Origin of the sequence: Iodobacter violaceini (assembly GCF_011601265.1) — a bacterium.
In the GTDB taxonomy this organism is placed as follows: domain Bacteria; phylum Pseudomonadota; class Gammaproteobacteria; order Burkholderiales; family Chitinibacteraceae; genus Iodobacter; species Iodobacter violaceini.
This window is the reverse complement of record NZ_JAAOLX010000012.1, coordinates 16395-33190: the sequence shown is the minus strand read 5'-3', so window position 1 is coordinate 33190 and position 16796 is coordinate 16395. Positions and strand designations below refer to the sequence as shown.

At 48.5% G+C, this 16796-nt stretch carries 15 protein-coding genes; 9 read left to right on the top strand and 6 right to left on the bottom strand.

Annotated elements, in window-relative coordinates; translation table 11 throughout:
* The first annotated feature begins 157 nt into the window (after positions 1 to 157).
* Complete coding sequence (locus HA050_RS18700) at positions 158 to 2164, top strand: M13 family metallopeptidase (protein WP_166829616.1); 2007 nt, start codon at positions 158 to 160, stop codon at positions 2162 to 2164.
* A 33-nt stretch (positions 2165 to 2197) separates the two neighbouring features.
* On the opposite strand, the gene HA050_RS18695 is transcribed toward HA050_RS18700, so the two are convergent.
* Both HA050_RS18695 and HA050_RS18690 read right to left on the bottom strand, forming a co-directional pair.
* Entirely contained in the window at positions 2198 to 2539 is a 342-nt protein-coding gene (locus HA050_RS18695; protein ID WP_166829613.1) for a hypothetical protein, read from the bottom strand.
* Between the two features lie 795 nt (positions 2540 to 3334).
* Complete coding sequence (locus tag HA050_RS18690; RefSeq protein ID WP_166829610.1) at positions 3335 to 4126, bottom strand: transporter substrate-binding domain-containing protein; 792 nt, start codon at positions 4124 to 4126, stop codon at positions 3335 to 3337.
* 635 nt (positions 4127 to 4761) lie between these two features.
* Here HA050_RS18690 and fliW point away from each other — a divergent pair.
* The 3 genes from fliW (at position 4762) to tilS (ending at position 7851) form a co-directional block, all read left to right on the top strand.
* Positions 4762 to 5178 carry a flagellar assembly protein FliW gene (fliW, locus tag HA050_RS18685; protein WP_166829607.1) on the top strand — a complete coding sequence of 139 codons (417 nt, stop codon included), beginning with the start codon at positions 4762 to 4764 and terminating at the stop codon, positions 5176 to 5178.
* A 294-nt stretch (positions 5179 to 5472) separates the two neighbouring features.
* Entirely contained in the window at positions 5473 to 6441 is a 969-nt protein-coding gene (locus tag HA050_RS18680; RefSeq protein ID WP_166829604.1) for an acetyl-CoA carboxylase carboxyltransferase subunit alpha, read from the top strand.
* A 93-nt stretch (positions 6442 to 6534) separates the two neighbouring features.
* The gene (tilS, locus tag HA050_RS18675; RefSeq protein ID WP_166829602.1) at positions 6535 to 7851 is read left to right on the top strand and encodes a tRNA lysidine(34) synthetase TilS; all 1317 of its coding nucleotides are present in this window, start codon (positions 6535 to 6537) and stop codon (positions 7849 to 7851) included.
* A gap of 46 nt (positions 7852 to 7897) precedes the next feature.
* Here tilS and HA050_RS18670 read toward each other — a convergent pair whose 3' ends face one another.
* Positions 7898 to 9166 carry a L,D-transpeptidase family protein gene (locus HA050_RS18670; RefSeq protein WP_166829599.1) on the bottom strand — a complete coding sequence of 423 codons (1269 nt, stop codon included), beginning with the start codon at positions 9164 to 9166 and terminating at the stop codon, positions 7898 to 7900.
* Between the two features lie 6 nt (positions 9167 to 9172).
* Positions 9173 to 10225, bottom strand: coding sequence for a L,D-transpeptidase Cds6 family protein (locus tag HA050_RS18665; protein ID WP_166829597.1), 1053 nt, complete (start codon positions 10223 to 10225; stop codon positions 9173 to 9175).
* Between the two features lie 71 nt (positions 10226 to 10296).
* Here HA050_RS18665 and HA050_RS18660 point away from each other — a divergent pair, with 71 nt between their 5' ends.
* The 3 genes from HA050_RS18660 (at position 10297) to HA050_RS18650 (ending at position 12712) form a co-directional block, all read left to right on the top strand.
* Positions 10297 to 10647, top strand: coding sequence for a DMT family protein (locus tag HA050_RS18660; protein WP_166829594.1), 351 nt, complete (start codon positions 10297 to 10299; stop codon positions 10645 to 10647).
* 140 nt (positions 10648 to 10787) lie between these two features.
* On the top strand, positions 10788 to 11417 hold the full coding sequence (gene upp / locus HA050_RS18655) for a uracil phosphoribosyltransferase (protein WP_166829591.1): 630 nt from the start codon (positions 10788 to 10790) through the stop codon (positions 11415 to 11417).
* Positions 11418 to 11494: 77 nt separating this feature from the next.
* Positions 11495 to 12712, top strand: a complete 1218-nt coding sequence (locus tag HA050_RS18650; RefSeq protein ID WP_166829588.1) for a uracil-xanthine permease family protein — start codon at positions 11495 to 11497, stop codon at positions 12710 to 12712.
* A 56-nt stretch (positions 12713 to 12768) separates the two neighbouring features.
* Here HA050_RS18650 and HA050_RS18645 read toward each other — a convergent pair whose 3' ends face one another.
* Together HA050_RS18645 and HA050_RS18640 are read right to left on the bottom strand one after the other, a co-directional pair.
* Positions 12769 to 13206, bottom strand: coding sequence for a DUF6841 family protein (locus HA050_RS18645; RefSeq protein WP_166829585.1), 438 nt, complete (start codon positions 13204 to 13206; stop codon positions 12769 to 12771).
* Between the two features lie 159 nt (positions 13207 to 13365).
* The gene (locus tag HA050_RS18640) at positions 13366 to 14424 is read right to left on the bottom strand and encodes an ABC transporter substrate-binding protein (protein ID WP_166829583.1); all 1059 of its coding nucleotides are present in this window, start codon (positions 14422 to 14424) and stop codon (positions 13366 to 13368) included.
* A 206-nt stretch (positions 14425 to 14630) separates the two neighbouring features.
* Here HA050_RS18640 and HA050_RS18635 point away from each other — a divergent pair, with 206 nt between their 5' ends.
* Both HA050_RS18635 and HA050_RS18630 read left to right on the top strand, forming a co-directional pair.
* On the top strand, positions 14631 to 16316 hold the full coding sequence (locus HA050_RS18635; protein WP_166829580.1) for a glutamine--tRNA ligase/YqeY domain fusion protein: 1686 nt from the start codon (positions 14631 to 14633) through the stop codon (positions 16314 to 16316).
* A complete protein-coding gene (locus tag HA050_RS18630; RefSeq protein WP_166829578.1) occupies positions 16313 to 16690 on the top strand; it encodes a hypothetical protein in 378 nt (125 codons plus the stop codon). The genes HA050_RS18635 and HA050_RS18630 overlap by 4 nt, the downstream gene beginning before the upstream one ends.
* Positions 16691 to 16796 lie beyond the last annotated feature (106 nt).

Below are 16796 nucleotides of genomic sequence, written 5' to 3'. Positions count from 1 at the left end.
CTTCATTTATTTAAATTAGATGTATTTTATCATTCATCTCTGATTTCCTTTCATGTTCGGACAGCCTTGAGGCATTATATGCCACAGACTGGGATTCATTGATCTTAATGATTGTTTTAATTGACTAAGCGGCCTGCTGCTTATTGATGAGGTTTGAATGAAACAAAAGCTCGTGTTAACCATGATTGCTGCCTCTTTGGCTATGGGTGTACAAGCAGCATCCCGCTCCGGACTTGATTCTGAGCATTTTGATCAAAGTGTCCGGGTGCAGGATGATTTATATCAGGCCGTGAATGGAACATGGTTAAAAAACACTGAAATACCCAGCGATAAGCCCTCGCATGGCGCATTTTTAATTTTGCGTGATCGCGCAGAAGCCCAGGTGCGTGAAATTGTAGAAATGGCTGCACAAAATACGGCATTTGACCCGGCCGCAAAAAAAGTAGGCGATTTATATCAAAGCTACATGAATGAAAGCTTGATTGAGCAGCGTGGTTTAGCGCCTTTGCAATCCATTTTTGCAGATATTGCCGCGATCAAAAATAGCAAGGCGCTGGCAGAGCAATTAGCCCTGTTGAGCAAGGCTGGGCTCTATGCCCCTCTGGGTATTTATGTGGGGCAGGATGATAAGAATTCAACGGCCTACATCGTGAATGTCCACCAATCGGGTTTAAGCTTGCCTGACCGGGATTATTATTTAAAATCGGATGAAAAATTCATTGCTGCACGTAAAGCCTTAAGCACTTATGTTGAAAGTTTATTAAAGCTATCAGGCGAAGAAGAGGTCGATGTTGCATCCTTGCTGGCATTCGAAACCGAACTGGCCAAAGCGCAATGGACAAAAGTAGATAATCGCGATCCGCAAAAAACCTATAATAAAAAATCACTGGCCGAATTAAAAAAACTGGCGCCTGATTTTGCGTGGGATGAATATTGGCAGGCGATGGGTATAGCAGGTAAAGCAGGGCCAGTTATTGTTTCCCAGCCCGGCTATATCAAATCAATGAGTGAAACCCTGGCTAAAACACCCTTAGCTACGGTAAAAGTATGGCTTAAATTTAAGGTTTTAGACCAATACGCTAATGCTTTACCCAAAGTATATACGGATTTATCTTTCGATTTTCACGGGAAGGCTTTGTCAGGCGTGCCAGAGCAAAAGCCGCGCTGGAAAAGAGCAATTGCAGCCACAAACGGCAGCTTGGGTGAGGCGGTGGGCGAATTATATGTTGCAAAGTATTTTACGCCCGAAGCAAAAGCTAAAATGGATGTGATGGTAAATAACCTATTAGCATCTTATCGCAGCTCAATTAAAGATTTAAGCTGGATGAGTGCCGCAACAAAGGTAAAAGCACAGCAAAAACTAGCCAAATTTACTGTGAAAATTGGCTATCCGGAGCAATGGATTGATTACAGTAGTTTAGAGATTAAGGCAGATGATTTATTAGGTAACTTGCAACGTGCCCAGTTATTCTCCAGCGCGCGTGAGCTGAATAAATTAGGAAAACCCATTGATCGCAAAAAATGGGGGATGACACCGCAAACTGTTAATGCCTATTACAATCCCAGTATGAATGAAATTGTGTTCCCCGCAGCGATATTGCAAGCGCCATTCTTTGATCCTGCGGCAGATGATGCCGTTAATTACGGTGCAATTGGCGGCGTTATTGGCCATGAAATATCCCATGGTTTTGATGACCAGGGCAGCCAGTATGATGGCGACGGTAATTTAAAAAACTGGTGGGGAAAGCAGGATAAAAAGGAATTTACCTCGCTGACCAGCAAATTAGTCGCTCAGTATGATGCTTATGAAGCCATTCCGGGTAAGCACGTTAATGGCAAACTTACTCTTGGCGAGAATATTGCGGATTTATCAGGTTTGGCTGTGGCATATAAAGCCTATCAATTATCTTTAGGGGGCAAACCTGCCGAAAAAATAGATGGCCACACCGGTGAGCAGCGCTTCTTTTTAGGATGGAGTCAGGTATGGGCCAGCAAAATGCGCGAGCCCATGACTCTGCAATTGCTGCTGACCGACCCCCACAGCCCCGGCCAATTCCGTGCCAATGGTGCAGCGGTAAATAGCGATGCATTTTATAAAGCCTTTAGCGTAAAAGAAGGCGATGGCATGTATAAACCGAGCAAAGAGCGTATCCGTATCTGGTAAGGATGGTTTGAAATAAGGCACTAAAGGATTTCTTTAGTGCCATTTTTTTTGCTCGTGACGAAGGTATTGGTTTGTTTGGAAGAATACAAATTCCAGAGTGCTTTGAGGAAGAACGTGGGTTAAGTGATGAGTAATGCTCTTTCTGCTGGCTTTTTCGCGGTATTTTTGAATATTATTGCTCAGCAATGACTTGGATGGTTTGCCTTGGTAATAATTGGTTTTTGACCTGTTAAACAGCAGGTAGTTGCTTGCAAATTGATGTTTCTCAGTGTTGCGGTGCAGCAAAAAGAGGATGCTGCCGTGCTTACTCATCTTCTTTGGAAAAATTATGTTCTGTCCTGAAACAGACCATCTTGCACGTACCCGGCACATCATCCCGCAGGCTCCCATCTGGATTCAGCTTTGGCTGGAATACTTGGATGGTGACGAGGTATAGCGTTAAGTAAACGATCGCGGGGGAGGGGGTACTGTTTCTTCAGTTTTAAAAACGATCAGGATCAATCTCTCGATCCGCCCGCTATTGCCATTCGCACTTCTGCTCTTGTGTGTGAACTTGCTAAGGGGTGATGGCCGGAGCAAGCCCGATGGCTCGCAATGTAATATCCAGGTTGCTTATCTTCGGTGTGAAACTATTCATGCTGATTCTGCGTTTTCTGCTTTGATTAATCCTGCCCGTATCAGCGTCGCAGTTTTTTTATTGGGCGGGGGCACTGCTTGGGGGCCGGCAGGTATTTGCTTTGATCGCAGCCAATGCCAGGACTATAGCGCTTCAGTGGGATGGCAGGCTCAGGATTGGGCAATTTTGGGCTAAGGGGGCGTGGATTGGATTGCGTGACTTGCTGGCTTTGCCGCTGAAATTTACAATTCGCTCATTAGTAAGATTTTTGCTATCGATCCTGGCTTAAGCTATGCAATCAGTGAGCAAAGCATTGCTGTGATTAAGTAGCCGGTTCTATTGGTGAACTGAGGGGGAAGATCGCATAAACACCGTTGATGTGGGGCGCGTTGGCTGAGCGTATTTTATTATTTATAAGATGAAGCGTGGCTCCAGGGCTTTCTGTGCTTTATATGATGCTTTTTAGTTTCATTATTTTGGTTCAGGCAATTATCCGGAATTAAATCCGCATCCCCGATAAGCATTTCGGGTGTGCGGATTTAATCGGAGCGGTCTTAGTTTTGAATGCGGAATGTACGTGGAAATGGTGTATTTGTTTGTGGCCCAAACCAGCGATTAAAGATTTGTACTGCTTCACCGCTTTGTTCTGATTCAACTAATGATTCATTGATCAGGCCCATCAGGCGTTTTTCACCTAATTTAGTTGCTACAGCCAGAATTTCAGTGGTGTTGGAGTAATTTGATATTTCATATTGTGCTTTGTTTGGCATTTTATTTAATGCTGCGGCCAAAGTTGGCTCATCATTCATCACTGCATCAATTGTGCCTTGTTCAAGCGCACGAGTGGCATCGGGAATGTCGGCAAAGGTGGTCATGCTGGCTTTAGGATAAAGCTTACGGGATACAGTTTCGCCTGTTGTTCCTTTTGATGCACCTAAACGCGCATTCGCCAGCGATTCAGATGTAGTAAAGCGGCCTTTGCGTGTTAAGGCTTTTTGTGCGGCGACAAAATAACCAAGGCTGCAGCTGACTTCACGCTCACGCTCAGGTGTTTTAGTGAAGGCGGCCACCAGGATATCAACCTTACCTGATTTCAGGCTGGTAATGCGCTCACCGGGATCGAGATCTTGTACTTTAAGCTTAACCCCCATTTTTCTGGCAATCAGTGATGCATAGTCAATGTCATAGCCAGAAAAGGTCTGATTGTCATTGCGTCTGGCAAAAGGCGGGTTGTCAGGCAAGATACCTACAACTAAAACGCCGCGCGTCTTGATGGTGTCGACTAAATCAGCGTGGGCCATCAGGCTGAGAGCACTTAATAAGCTTGCAATAAATATACGTAGCATAAAGAACCTTGATCACCATTGATTAAAGCGGCGATGATAATTTTCAAAAGATGAATGGGTAAACTGCAAATATATGGCTTTTATCTTTGTAAAGTATAAAGGCCGTGTTCCGCTCAGAAAAAGACTTGCTCATTTGCCAGGAACATTGCTCATTTTATACTTTAATTGCTGAAGAAATGAAGATTTATATTGTTCCTGCGACAAGCGTTTGTTTGCTTAGGGTTTAAGGGACGGTTATCCGTGTAAAAAAGCAGGATGATTACGTTTATTAATCATTTGCTTACCAATCACCCTAAGGTTAACAATGTAGGGTGATTGCTGGGTAATAGCGGCATTGATTGCTGTTGCTATTGAAATGCGTTCATTGTTTGAATATGCCGGTGGAATTGAGAATGGGCGGTATTATCAATCAAATACAGCAGGCAGGATTGGGAGTGTTAATTTTTTTAACCAGGATCAATATCGCATCTTGCAAAGTGCAATAGAAAAATACGCGCTTATTTAATCTATACTATGTGGCTATTTGCCTTGTCTTGTAAGGTGATGCGCCGCTGATTGCGTCAGCTTACGGCGCGCAGGGCTCAGGCTGTATTTATTATATTTTGATTGTTTTTAACTTTTCCCGTGGATAGATCATGCAAACATTAAATACGCGTTTTGGTGAGATAGAGATTGATCCGGAAACAGTGCTGACATTTCCTTTAGGTATGCCGGGGTTTGAAGATTGCACCCGCTATAAATTGCTGCATGAAGAACAGCCTAATCCGCGTGTGCGCTGGCTGCAGTCTCTGGATGATGCAGATCTGAGCTTTAGCCTGGTACAGGTTGAACATCTGGGTTTGACGTATGAAGTGTCGCTCAGCGATGAAGAGTGTGCTTTGATTGAGCTGGAGCAGGCCGAAGACGCGGTTTTATTATTACTATTGTCCCGCCCGTTTGAAGAGGGGCGTGAAATCACGGCCAATACTCAGGCGCCGGTGGTGCTGAATATTAAGAGCCGCAAGGCCTTGCAGAAAGTAGGAATCCGGGCGGACATCGTGTTTCGAAGCTGATTTTTGCACGTGCTGAGCGTGTTTGGGCAGAGGCTCAGATTGTTCTTTCCTGCCTCTGTTATCTATTAGAGCTTTGATTTGTAGAGAGATTTTATGAAAGGCGGCTGTTTTATTCATGCTTTGCTTTGAATAAAGTTTCTATATGAAACAAAGGACTAGCGAGGGTGTGGTGAATTCAGGAAATATTCGGTGCGCGCGCATCTTGGGCGCTTGCTCTGCTTGCTGTATGATCCACGAATTTTTCGGGCAGCCTATATTCAGGGCTGCTTTAGTCGCGCGCAGCAGGAGAGCAGCATGAAAACGACCTTTCTCGATTTCGAGCAGCCAATCGCGGAGCTTGAGAACAAGATCGAAGAATTGCGCTTCGTTCAAGACGATTCCGCCGTTGATATTTCTGTAGAGATTGGCCATCTCGAAAAAAAGAGCCAGGAATTAACAAAAACGATCTATTCAAAATTAGCATCGTGGCAGATTTCGCAGGTGGCCCGCCACCCGCAGCGTCCTTACACCCTTGATTATATTAAGGCACTGTGTACGGATTTTGAAGAACTGCATGGCGATCGCAGCTATGCAGATGATGCAGCGATTATCGGCGGCCTGGCTCGTTTTAACGGCCAGTCGGTGATGGTGATCGGGCATCAGAAGGGTCGGGATACCAAAGACCGGCAATACCGCAATTTTGGTATGCCGCGCCCCGAGGGTTATCGTAAGGCTTTACGCCTGATGAAGCTGGCGGAAAAATTTAACATCCCGCTGATTACCTTTATTGATACGCCAGGTGCATATCCGGGGATCGGTGCGGAGGAACGCGGGCAGTCAGAGGCAATTGGCCGTAATCTGTTTGAGATGGCTAAGCTCAGGATACCGGTGATTTGCACGGTGATTGGCGAAGGCGGATCTGGCGGAGCTTTGGCGATTGCAGTGGGTGATGTGGTGCAGATGCTGCAGTACTCTACTTATTCGGTGATCTCGCCAGAAGGTTGTGCGTCTATTTTGTGGAAAACCGCAGAAAAAGCACCAGATGCAGCCGAGGCATTGGGTATTACCGCAAATCGTTTAAAAACGCTGGGGATTATCGATAAGGTAATTACCGAGCCCTTAGGCGGCGCGCATCGGGATTATCAGCAGATGATGGTTACGATGAAAAAAAATCTGACGGATACCCTGAAAACGCTGCAGTCTAAAACGATTGATGAGCTTCTTGATGCACGTTTTGAGCGAATGATGAGCTATGGCAAATTCAAGGAAGAAGCGGTTTCCTGATATGCCTTGCCGATGAAGGCTGTGTGACAATGGTTGTGCTTAAAAAAACAAGCTTGCATGTCTTTAACGGATTCTTTTTTGCAAGCCTGAACAATGTATAAGCCATTATCACTTAAGTCTGGTTCTTTGCTGGAGCGGGCAGAGCAAAAGCTCTCCCGCTTTTTGCCTCATTCCACCCTCTGTGTGGGTTTGTCGGGGGGGCTTGATTCCGTTGTGTTACTGCATTTGCTGGCTGCCATAAGGCAACGCCGGCCTTTTGTGCTGCGCGCCATTCATGTGCATCATGGTTTATCGCCCAATGCGGATGCCTGGGCACAGTTTGCTTTTGATTATGCAGCCGGCCTTGGTGTGGAATGCGCCGTGGAGCGGGTCTCTCTTGCCCCCTATCTGAAGCAGGGCGTTGAGGGGGCTGCGCGATCTGCGCGTTATGCGGTGTTTGCCCGCCAGGATTGTGATGTCGTGCTGTTAGCGCAGCATTGCGATGATCAGGCCGAAACTGTATTGCTCAATATGCTGCGGGGCAGCGGTTTGCGTGGCCTGGCAGCGATGCCGGAATATCGCCCTTTAAATCAGCACATGGGGATCTTGCGTCCTTTGTTGGGCATTACCCGGGCTGAGCTTACCAGCTATGCAGCAGAGCAGGGTCTGGCCTGGGTTGAGGATGAAAGCAATCTTGACCCGCGTTACGACCGCAATTTTTTGCGCAATGAAATTTTCCCGCGTTTAAATACAGTCTGGCCAGGCGCAAATGCCACTCTGGCCAGGGTGGCAGAGCATGCGTCAGAGGCGGATGCTCTGCTGCAGGAAGTTGCAATTGCTGATTTTGCTGTGTGTGTCCAAGACAATGTGTTTGATGTCTCGGTTGGTATATCTGAATTACGTCTGCGCAATGTGCTGCGATACTGGCTGGTTCAGAATGGTTTGCAGCTGGATGCCCGTGCTTTTGAAGAATTAATCAGAACGGCGCTTTTTTCTGCAATTGATGCTCAGCCTGTGCTGGTTTGGCGTCAGCGTGCCGTGCGGCGTTACCGGCAGCGCCTGTATATTACGCAGGCAAAAGTCGGCGTGATTGAGCCCGGGGTTTTGCTCTGGCAGGCAGAGATCCATTTAAAATCAGGGTGTTTGAGCTGGTGCGGGGCTGAAGATGGGATTGATCCTGAGCGGCTAAGGCGTGGGCGGCTGGAGTTGCGGCCGCGTATCGGAGGGGAGTGCATGCGTCTTACCGTACATGGCCCGCGAAAAACATTAAAGCAGCTTTATCAGGAGGCGGGCATTCCGCCATGGATGAGGTTAAGCACCCCGCTGATTTATCTGGATGGCGAGCTGGCTGCTGTGCCGGGTTTGGGTGTGGATGTGGGCTTCAGAGCGGGCGGGCAGGGGCTTGTGCCTTGCTGGCGGCCTGCGATTTAAGTGATTCGGGTATTGGCCAGGTTTAATAGCCAATACCCTTATGCCTTTAAACTGCTGCACCTTCAAAAATAATTTTCCAGATGCCGTCTTCCTGTTGCCAGTACTGACGTTTATTCATCTGGTTATCTAAATTATTACTGCGATAATCCTGTTTAAAGCTGGTGGTCAGGCGTGGATTGGGGCCGCCACTGGCGTATATGCTCAGATTATCCAGGCGAATCTTGCTCCAGCTTTTACCTGCGCTCACGCTGATTTTCTGGCTGCTCCAGCGTGCCAGATCCTGGCCATCATCACTTTTAAATTGTTTGGCGTATCGGTTAAGGTAAGGCTGGGTTCTGAGTGATTCCCATTCTTCACGCCAGCCATCCACAAGGCTTAATGCAGCATCACGTCTTGATTGCCACTCTACTTTGGTTACCCATTCGGCCTTAGGAACAATTACAACAGGCGTTTGGCCTACCTGAATATACTGAGCAATATCGAGCATTTCTTCATTGCTCATTGCTACGCAGCCATTTGATGCCCAAGGGGCGCGGGCATAGGTATTGGCAGGAACGCCGTGCAGCCAGATGCCTGAGCCGGTGCGGCCTTCACTTTTATCTATCTCATTGGGAAATGAAATGGGCCAGGCGCCCACGCCGTACAGATCGGCCTGAGCACCGCGTGTTTTATCCAGGTAGGGTCTGGATAAATGGCCATTTACAAAATAAACCCCCAGCGGGGTGCGCTGATCGCCTTCCCTGAACTTGTCTGACCCCAGCTTGCCGATGGTTGCGTAATGATCGGTGACATAGACGGGGACGCCATCCACATTCTTGAATACATAAATACGGGATGCTTCGGCATCCACCAGAATAGCGTATTGCTGCTGTGGAGCAAAAACCAGTAAATGCGCAGGCAGGAGTGTCTGTGGAGCCTGAGTCATGCGGCTGCTGATCCGTGCCAATGCTTCTTTTCGCAAGTCTGCAATTCGTTCTGCTGCTGCCGTGCTGCCTGCACCCGCGCCTATTGTGTTGAGCGGCATCGCGCGCATGGCGTAGAGATCGCCCGATAATAAATAGGCAAGCCGGTAATTGGGTTGTTCTTTTAGCAGAGCATCGACTGTGGCGCGTGCGTCGGCCAGATTGCCGTTACGTATGTGGTCAATCGCTGACAAAATTCTTTGTTCAGGCGTGCCTTTGCTCGCTATGCCTGCTTTTTCTTCAAGAAAGCGGGGTTTAGCGGGGTCAGAGACAATAGGGCGGGCGGGTGGTGCAAGCATCAGAAGAGCAAGCAGGCAAGCACCACGCTTGCCCCAGATAAACAAACTACTCATACGTGATCAGGAGCCTGTTCGTTCTTCTCGGATCAGCCAGCGGCTGCCCGATTTTTCTAAAATTAAAGTTTTGCCTGTGCTGCTGGACAAATGGCTTGCCTTATAGTGCTGGCGAAAGCGGACTTTGGCCGAGCCATCATCCGCGACATCAATTTTCATATCCGATATTTTTACGTCAATCGATTTAGGTGCGTTGATTCGCTGACGGCGCTCTTCGCTCCATGTACTGAATTTTTGGCCGCCAGGGGTTTTGAAGCTGCTGCTGTAAGCCCCAAGGTAGCCATTTACATTTTGCTTGCTCCAGGCCTGTGCCCAGTTTTCTACCGAGCTGGCGATCTGCTGTTTATCAGCGTCGCGTGCATCAGGTTTAGGGGCGGGCGTTGGGGTGGGCTTTGCCGCAGCCGGGGCCGCAGTGGGCACTGCCACAGGCTTGGCTGTCGGTACAGGGCTTGGTGTGGCGGCAGGTTTAGGCTCTGGTGTGGCAACAGGTATGGGCTTGGCGCTTGGTGTAATTTGTGCAGTTTTAACAGGGGTGGTGTTGGTTCTTGCTGCCGCAGATGGATTGCCAAAAAGGCTGCCCACCATTTTGAGCTTGCCCTGTACGGCCGGGTTGCTGCCTTCTAATTGCAGCGCCTTATCGTAAGCCTGTGATGCAAGTCGTGCGTATAAATCACCGAGGTTTTCGTGGGCTGTTGCGTAAGACGGATTGGTTTGTATGGCCATCAGCAGGGCAGCGCGTGCTTTGTCCAGCTGATTTTGCTGTGCATAAAGTACGGCCAGATTGTTGTAAGGCTCAGGAAGCTGGGGGTTGTCGGCGGATAATTGGGTAAATGCTTTGATGCCCTCATCTGTTCTGCCCATTTCGGTCAGAATAATGCCGCGTAAAAAGCGGATTGATGGCTCTTTAGGCGATTTTGCTAAAAATTTATCCGCACGATCAAGCGCCTGTGGCAATTGTTTGGATTTAAGCAGCTGTTGAATATCTTCTGCATCCCCGGCATAAACGCCAAAGGATAAGAAGAGGGGCACTAGGGCTAAGGCAATGCGACGCAGTGTCATATGTATATCCGAAACAGTTGGTCAGGCGCTAAACTGCGCGAGTTTAACAAATAACAGGCCTTCTTGTCGCAATGAACATCCCTCCTTCCGTGTTATCCATCCTGCTTTTAGTGGCATCAAATGTTTTTATGACCGTTGCGTGGTATGGGCATCTGAAATTTGCACATAGTAAGCCATGGTTATTGGCCGCTTTTCTGAGTTGGGTGATCGCCTTGTTTGAATATCTTTTGCAAGTGCCGGCTAATCGGATTGGCTTTACTGTCTTTACCCTGCCGCAGCTTAAGATCATTCAGGAGGTCATTAGCTTATCGGTGTTTATTCCTTTTGCGATGCTTTATATGAATCAGCCTTTTAAACTTGATTTTTTATGGGCGGGGCTCTGTTTGTTGGGGGCGGTATATTTTATGTTCAGGGGTGGGTAAGCGGGCACCTTCACTTGCTTTATAGCAAAGAGAATCGGGAAAAATTCGGGCATGATTCAGAAAAGTCGTATTTTCACCGATGCGCTTTTGTGTAAGGAGCGCTACACTGAAATGTTTATCTTAGTTTTTTGGGTCTCGCCATGCAGATTACCGTCGTAAAACACCCCCTTGTTCAACATAAACTTGCGCTATTGCGTGCAGAAAATGTCAGCACCAATAAATTTCGTTTACTCACCGAAGAATTAGCGCGCTTACTGGCTTATGAAGCAACGCGTGATTTGCCATTAGAAACCACCATGATCGCTGGTTGGTGTGGTCCTGTTGAAGTACAGCAGGTTAAGGGTAAAAAACTGACTGTGGTGCTTATTCTGCGTGCAGGGATTGGCATGTTAAATGGCGTGCTTGATTTGGTGCCTTCTGCAAAAATCAGCGTGGTCGGTTTGGCGCGCAATGAAGAAACGCTGCAGCCCGAGCCTTATTTTGAAAAGTTTGTAGGCAATCTGGAAGACCGCCTTGCTTTGATTATTGATCCGATGCTGGCAACCGGTGGCTCTTTGGTGGCAACCATTGATATGTTAAAGCGTAATGGCTGTAAAGATATTAAAGCGATTGTGATGGTTGCTGCGCCTGAAGGCGTGAAATTAGTAAATGACGCGCATCCTGATGTTGAAATCGTGGCGGCGTCCTTAGACAGCCATTTAAATGAGCATGGTTATATTATCCCTGGCCTTGGTGATGCAGGCGATAAGATTTTTGGTACGACAAAGTAATCTGAATTATAAGCGGTACAACATCCCCCTCGAAGAAGGGGGATTTTTATATCTGAATGATGTCAGGGGAGCAGTTTATGTGGTTTGCTTTAAAGCAGTTTGTGTCCGGGGCGCAGATCTTGTTTGTGGCTTTTGGGGCTTTGGTTCTGGTGCCCTTGCTGACAGGCTTAAACCCTGCAATGGCTTTGCTTGGGGCGGGTGTAGGGACGTTGGTTTTTCAATGGATTACCGGCCGTAAGGTGCCTATTTTCCTTGGGTCGTCTTTTGCATTTATTGGTCCGATTATTTTTGCCATGCACACATGGGGGCAGGCCGCTACGCAGTTTGGTTTATTTGCAGCGGGCTTTATGTACTTTGTGATTGCAGGCCTGATTAAATGGCGCGGGATGGGCTTTATCCATAAATTGCTGCCGCCTGTTGTGATTGGCCCTGTGATTATGGTGATTGGCCTTTCTGTTGCAGTGGCCGCATCCGGTATGGCGATGGGGCAAGGCGGCGGTAAGCAGTTGGTGGCTTACAATACTTCATTGTTTTTGGCGGCCATTTCTCTGGGCACAACGATTCTGGTTTCTGTTTTTGCCGGAGGGATGCTGCGCCTGGTGCCGATCCTGTCGGGCGTCATTGTTGGTTATGTGGCTGCGATTTTGATGGGCGTAATCGATTTTACTGCAATTGCTGCGGCACCGTGGTTTGCAATGCCTCACTTTGTAACGCCAGAAGTGAATTGGGCTGCGGCTTTATTTATGCTGCCAGTGGCGATTGCACCAACGATTGAGCATATCGGCGCAGTCATGGCGGTAGGGCAGGTAACCGGGGATGATTACACTAAATCGCCTGGTTTGCACCGTACCCTGGCTGGTGACGGTTTTGGTGTGTGCTTTGCCGGTTTAATTGGCGGCCCGCCGATTACAACTTATTCTGAGGTCACAGGTGCGCTGATGATTACCCGTAACTTTAACCCGGTGATTATGAGCTGGGCAGCCGTGCTGGCAGTTATTCTGGCTTTTTTTGGTAAATTTAATGCCTTGCTGCAATCGATTCCGCTGCCCGTGATGGGCGGGATCATGGTGCTGTTGTTTGGTACGATTGCCAGTATTGGTCTGAAAACGCTGATCGACGCCAAAGTAAACCTGATGGCCCCGCGCAATCTGGTGATTGTTTCTGTGGTGCTGACCTGCGGGATTGGTGGTCTGATGCTGAAGATAGGTGATTTTAATTTGGCGGGTGTAGGTTTGGTGAGCGTGCTGGCGATTGCAATAAATTTATTACTGCCTGCAGAGCAGGCGGCCGCGTAAAAATATAGTCTGAAGTGCAAAGAGGGAGGGCTGGCGATGAATGGGCCAGCCCTTTTTTACAGGGCGGGTGAGGCGTGCTTATGCCTGAGCGCAGCATCTATACCCTCTTCAATCTCGGGTACGGCGTCAAACTGCACAACACCGTAGATTTTCCAGTCATCAGCGTCACGTTTGAGGTGATAACAGGTGCCATATTGCCATGGGTCTGATTCCAGCCGCGTTACCGACCAAACAAGGTTGACGGTGGCAAAGTGAGAGTCAACTTGCAGGATGTCTTTAATTTTATAGGTAGCACCAAGAAACCCCTGCTGCTCGAACCAGCCCAGCAAGCTTGCAGTTGCGGGCAGGAGCAAATCCATGGTTTCCCAGACCGTACCCTGTCCTTGATGGATGGTCATAAAGGGTAAAGCAAACATGGATGACGTTGCGTTTGCGTCTAAGGCTGAATAAGCCTCACCATATCGTTCAAAAAACGCTTCTAATCCTTGATTCACTTCGTGTACTCCATTATTCAACGCATCTTGTTTTATACATGGCGCACAAAGGCAATACAACAATTCGCTTATATGTTTATTTATACACTTTGTAAATTCATTAAACAGAAAATTCAGCGTTGCTGATTGTTTCAGCAACGCTGAATTGCTTATGAAGGCTTATTGCACCTTAATACCTGTCCAGTAGCGGCTTAGCAGGCGGCGCTCCTTTGCGTCGTAAGCCCGTAATAAAGTCCATTTGGAAAAGTCTTGCGGCTTAGGGTTTAGCACCGGGTGCTGGCTGAGCTCCGGGTCTAAAAAGGGCACTGCGGTGCTGACCGGGCTGATGCCGCCGCTGGCCTTGGCCTGAGCAGCGGCTGTTTTTCCTTCCAGCAAGAAATCAATAAACTGATGGGCAAGATCAGGCCTTGGTGCATCCCGCATGATGGTGACGGTATCCATCCACCATTCATTGCCTTCTTTTTGCGCTGTAAATTCCAGATGGAATTTGCGTTGAGTGTCTTTGACTTCGCGGCGTGCCTGAAATAAATCTGAGCTATTGCCCATCGCCAGCCAGATATTGCCGCTGGCAAGCTGGCGGCTATAGCTGTCGTTATTAAATGCAGCCCAATAAGGCTTGGCTTTGCGGATGACCTCGCTGGCTGCAGCCAGGTCTTCCTGCTTGCCAGAATTAGGGTCTTTGCCCAGGTACATCAGCGCTGCAGCAAATAATTCGCGGGAGCTGTCTAAAACGGTGACTTTATTTTTTATTTTTTTGAGTTGTTCCGGGTCAAAAATAGCGGCCCAGCTGCCGGGATCAACACCTGCTGCTTTTAATTTTTCTGCGTTATAGCCCAGCAGGGTTACCCCAATCATAAAAGGCTGGTGATAGGCATTATTACTGTCGTAGGGCACGCGTAAAAAGGCGGGCAGGATGTCTTTGCTGTGCGGAAGCTTGCTTTTGTCGAGGGCCATCAGCTTATTAGGGCCGATCAGCGCAGGCAGGACAAACGTTGAAGGGAAAATCAGATCGTACCCCCTGGCGCCCGCCGCCAGCTTGGCCAGCAGCTCTTCATTGTCGCCATAATAACTTTGCTCAACACGGCAATGGCAGCGGGCCTCAAAGGCCTTGATGGTGCTGGCGGGCATGGAGTTGCTCCATACATAAACAGATAATTTGTCGGTCGCATTTGCCCAGGATACATGAAGTAAAAAGCCTAAAAATAACCATTTCCACATAGTGTTCACATCCTTATCAGTCAGCTTGTATGGCGTGGTTCAGAGCCAGAATGGCTGCTCGGTTAACCGGCCATTTTTAAAAAAGGCGCAAAGATATCACGCAAGTGCTTATTGCCGCATCGCTGTAATGCATGGCCAGACCCCAATCTGCACTTGGTTACGGTAGAATAGACGGTATCTAAGTATCTACAGAACCCTATTCAGACATGAGCAATGAAGCCCCGATTGTAAGCAATTTTATTCGTAGCACGATTGAAAGCGATCTTGCCAGCGGCAAGCATGCCAGCATTCAAACGCGTTTCCCGCCTGAGCCTAATGGCTATTTGCACGTTGGCCATGCTAAATCGATCTGCCTGAACTTTGGGGTAGCGCAAGATTACCAGGGCCAGTGCAATTTGCGCATGGATGACACCAATCCTGAGAAAGAAAACGAAGAATTCGCGCAAGCTATTGCCAGCGATGTGAAATGGCTGGGTTTTGAATGGGCGGGCGAGATTCGCCATGCCGCCGATTACTTTGATCAGCTTTATGTTTACGCAGAAGAGCTTATCCTGGCAGGCAAGGCCTTCGTATGTGAGCTTGATGCCGAGCAAATGCGTGAATACCGTGGCAATTTTGAAGTGCCTGGTAAAAACAGCCCTTTCCGTGATCGCTCTGTTGAAGAGAATCTGGATTTATTCCGCCGCATGAAAGCGGGCGAGTTTGCCGACGGCAGCAAAACATTGCGTCTTAAAATTGATATGGCCGCGCCAAATCTGAATTTGCGTGATCCGGTGATCTACCGCATCAAGCGCGCGCATCATATCCGTACTGGCGACAAATGGTGCATCTACCCGATGTACGACTACACCCATTGCATTTCTGATGCGCTGGAAGGTATTACACACAGCCTGTGTACGCTCGAATTTGCTGATCACCGCCCGCTTTATGACTGGGTGCTGGATAACATCACCATTGATTGCCATCCTCAGCAGATCGAATTCTCGCGTCTTGAGCTGCTCTACACCATGACTTCCAAGCGTAAGCTGGCTGCACTGGTGAATGAGGGTCTGGTGTCAGGCTGGGATGATCCGCGTATGCCTACCGTGATTGGTATGCGCCGCCGTGGTTATACGCCAGAGGGGATTAAATTATTTGCCCAGCGCGTGGGTGTGTCCAAATCAGAAAACGTGGTTGATTTAAGTATTCTGGAAGGTGCAGTACGCGAGCAATTAGAAAGCAGCTGCCCGCGCATTATGGCCGTAGTTCGTCCGCTCAAAGTGACACTGACCAATTATGAAGAAGGTGTAACGGCCTCCCGTACTGCGCCTTATCACCCGCAGCACCCGGAATTTGGCGAGCGTAATGTGCCGGTTTCGCGTGAAATTTGGGTGGAGCAGGATGATTTCGCCGAAGTGCCACCAGCAGGCTGGCAACGCCTGACCGTGGGCAGCGAAGTCCGTTTGCGTTATTCCTACGTGATGAAGTGCGATGAAGTGGTGAAAGACGCTGCGGGCAATGTAATCGAGCTTAAATGCAGCCTGGATATGGCAACACTCGGGCAGAACCCGGTTGGCCGTAAGGTAAAAGGCGTGATTCACTGGTTGTCTGCCGGGCACGCTGTGCCTGCCGAAGTGCGCTTGTATGATCGCTTGTTTACTGAGGCCCGCCCGGATGCTGTACGCGGTGCAGATGGCGAATACGTCGATTTCCGCCAGTTTATTAATCCGGAATCGCTGGAAGTGGTCACTGCTTATGTAGAAGCCGTAGCGCGTGATTTAGCACCTGAAACCCGTTATCAGTTTGAACGTCTGGGCTATTTTGTTACCGATCGTAAAGACCATGTCGCGGGTGAAAAGATTGTGTTCAACCGTGCGGTGACATTAAAAGACACCTGGAAAAGTGCGTCTTGAAAAAGTGGCTGGCTCTGGTTTTACTGGCATGCTGCGGTGCAGCTTTTGCGGCTGCGCCTGGCGTGGTTTATCGGGGTGAGGCGGGCCAGCATCCGGTGCAAGTGGCTTTGGCTTATCTGCAAGATAAAGTCAGCAACTCTGACGGGCAGTTTGAATATCAGCGTCTGGATATTCAGCAGCGCTCGCAGGGGGAGGATTTTTCTCATGCCCAAGTCAGCGTGGAAATCAAAGGCCTGATGGATGACAGCGTGGCCAGCGAGCGCTATCGCTTGAAAATGGTTTTTGTCGATGCGGCCTGGGTGATTACTGAGCAGCAGCAGGATCATACCTGTCGTCGTGGTGCTAAGGGTTATACCAAACAGCTTTGCCGTTAAGCGGGTGAATGGTATGCGTTACTTCCGGGGAGAACGGTGTTCTCCCCGTTTTTAAGCAAGCAGCCCGTTGCAAATGGGCATACTGCTTTAAATGGAAAGCTACTTA

Bases quoted from the DNA above. Each gene is read 5' to 3' on its own strand.
- HA050_RS18680 (WP_166829604.1), top strand. From the start codon at position 5,473: ATGAAAACGACCTTTCTCGATTTCGAGCAGCCAATCGCGGAGCTTGAG.
- tilS (WP_166829602.1), top strand. From the start codon at position 6,535: ATGTATAAGCCATTATCACTTAAGTCTGGTTCTTTGCTGGAGCGGGCA.
- HA050_RS18695 (WP_166829613.1), bottom strand. From the start codon at position 2,539: ATGATGTGCCGGGTACGTGCAAGATGGTCTGTTTCAGGACAGAACATA.
- HA050_RS18635 (WP_166829580.1), top strand. From the start codon at position 14,631: ATGAGCAATGAAGCCCCGATTGTAAGCAATTTTATTCGTAGCACGATT.
- HA050_RS18640 (WP_166829583.1), bottom strand. From the start codon at position 14,424: ATGTGGAAATGGTTATTTTTAGGCTTTTTACTTCATGTATCCTGGGCA.
- HA050_RS18660 (WP_166829594.1), top strand. From the start codon at position 10,297: ATGAACATCCCTCCTTCCGTGTTATCCATCCTGCTTTTAGTGGCATCA.
- HA050_RS18665 (WP_166829597.1), bottom strand. From the start codon at position 10,225: ATGACACTGCGTCGCATTGCCTTAGCCCTAGTGCCCCTCTTCTTATCC.
- HA050_RS18670 (WP_166829599.1), bottom strand. From the start codon at position 9,166: ATGAGTAGTTTGTTTATCTGGGGCAAGCGTGGTGCTTGCCTGCTTGCT.
- fliW (WP_166829607.1), top strand. From the start codon at position 4,762: ATGCAAACATTAAATACGCGTTTTGGTGAGATAGAGATTGATCCGGAA.
- HA050_RS18700 (WP_166829616.1), top strand. From the start codon at position 158: ATGAAACAAAAGCTCGTGTTAACCATGATTGCTGCCTCTTTGGCTATG.
- upp (WP_166829591.1), top strand. From the start codon at position 10,788: ATGCAGATTACCGTCGTAAAACACCCCCTTGTTCAACATAAACTTGCG.
- HA050_RS18650 (WP_166829588.1), top strand. From the start codon at position 11,495: ATGTGGTTTGCTTTAAAGCAGTTTGTGTCCGGGGCGCAGATCTTGTTT.
- HA050_RS18690 (WP_166829610.1), bottom strand. From the start codon at position 4,126: ATGCTACGTATATTTATTGCAAGCTTATTAAGTGCTCTCAGCCTGATG.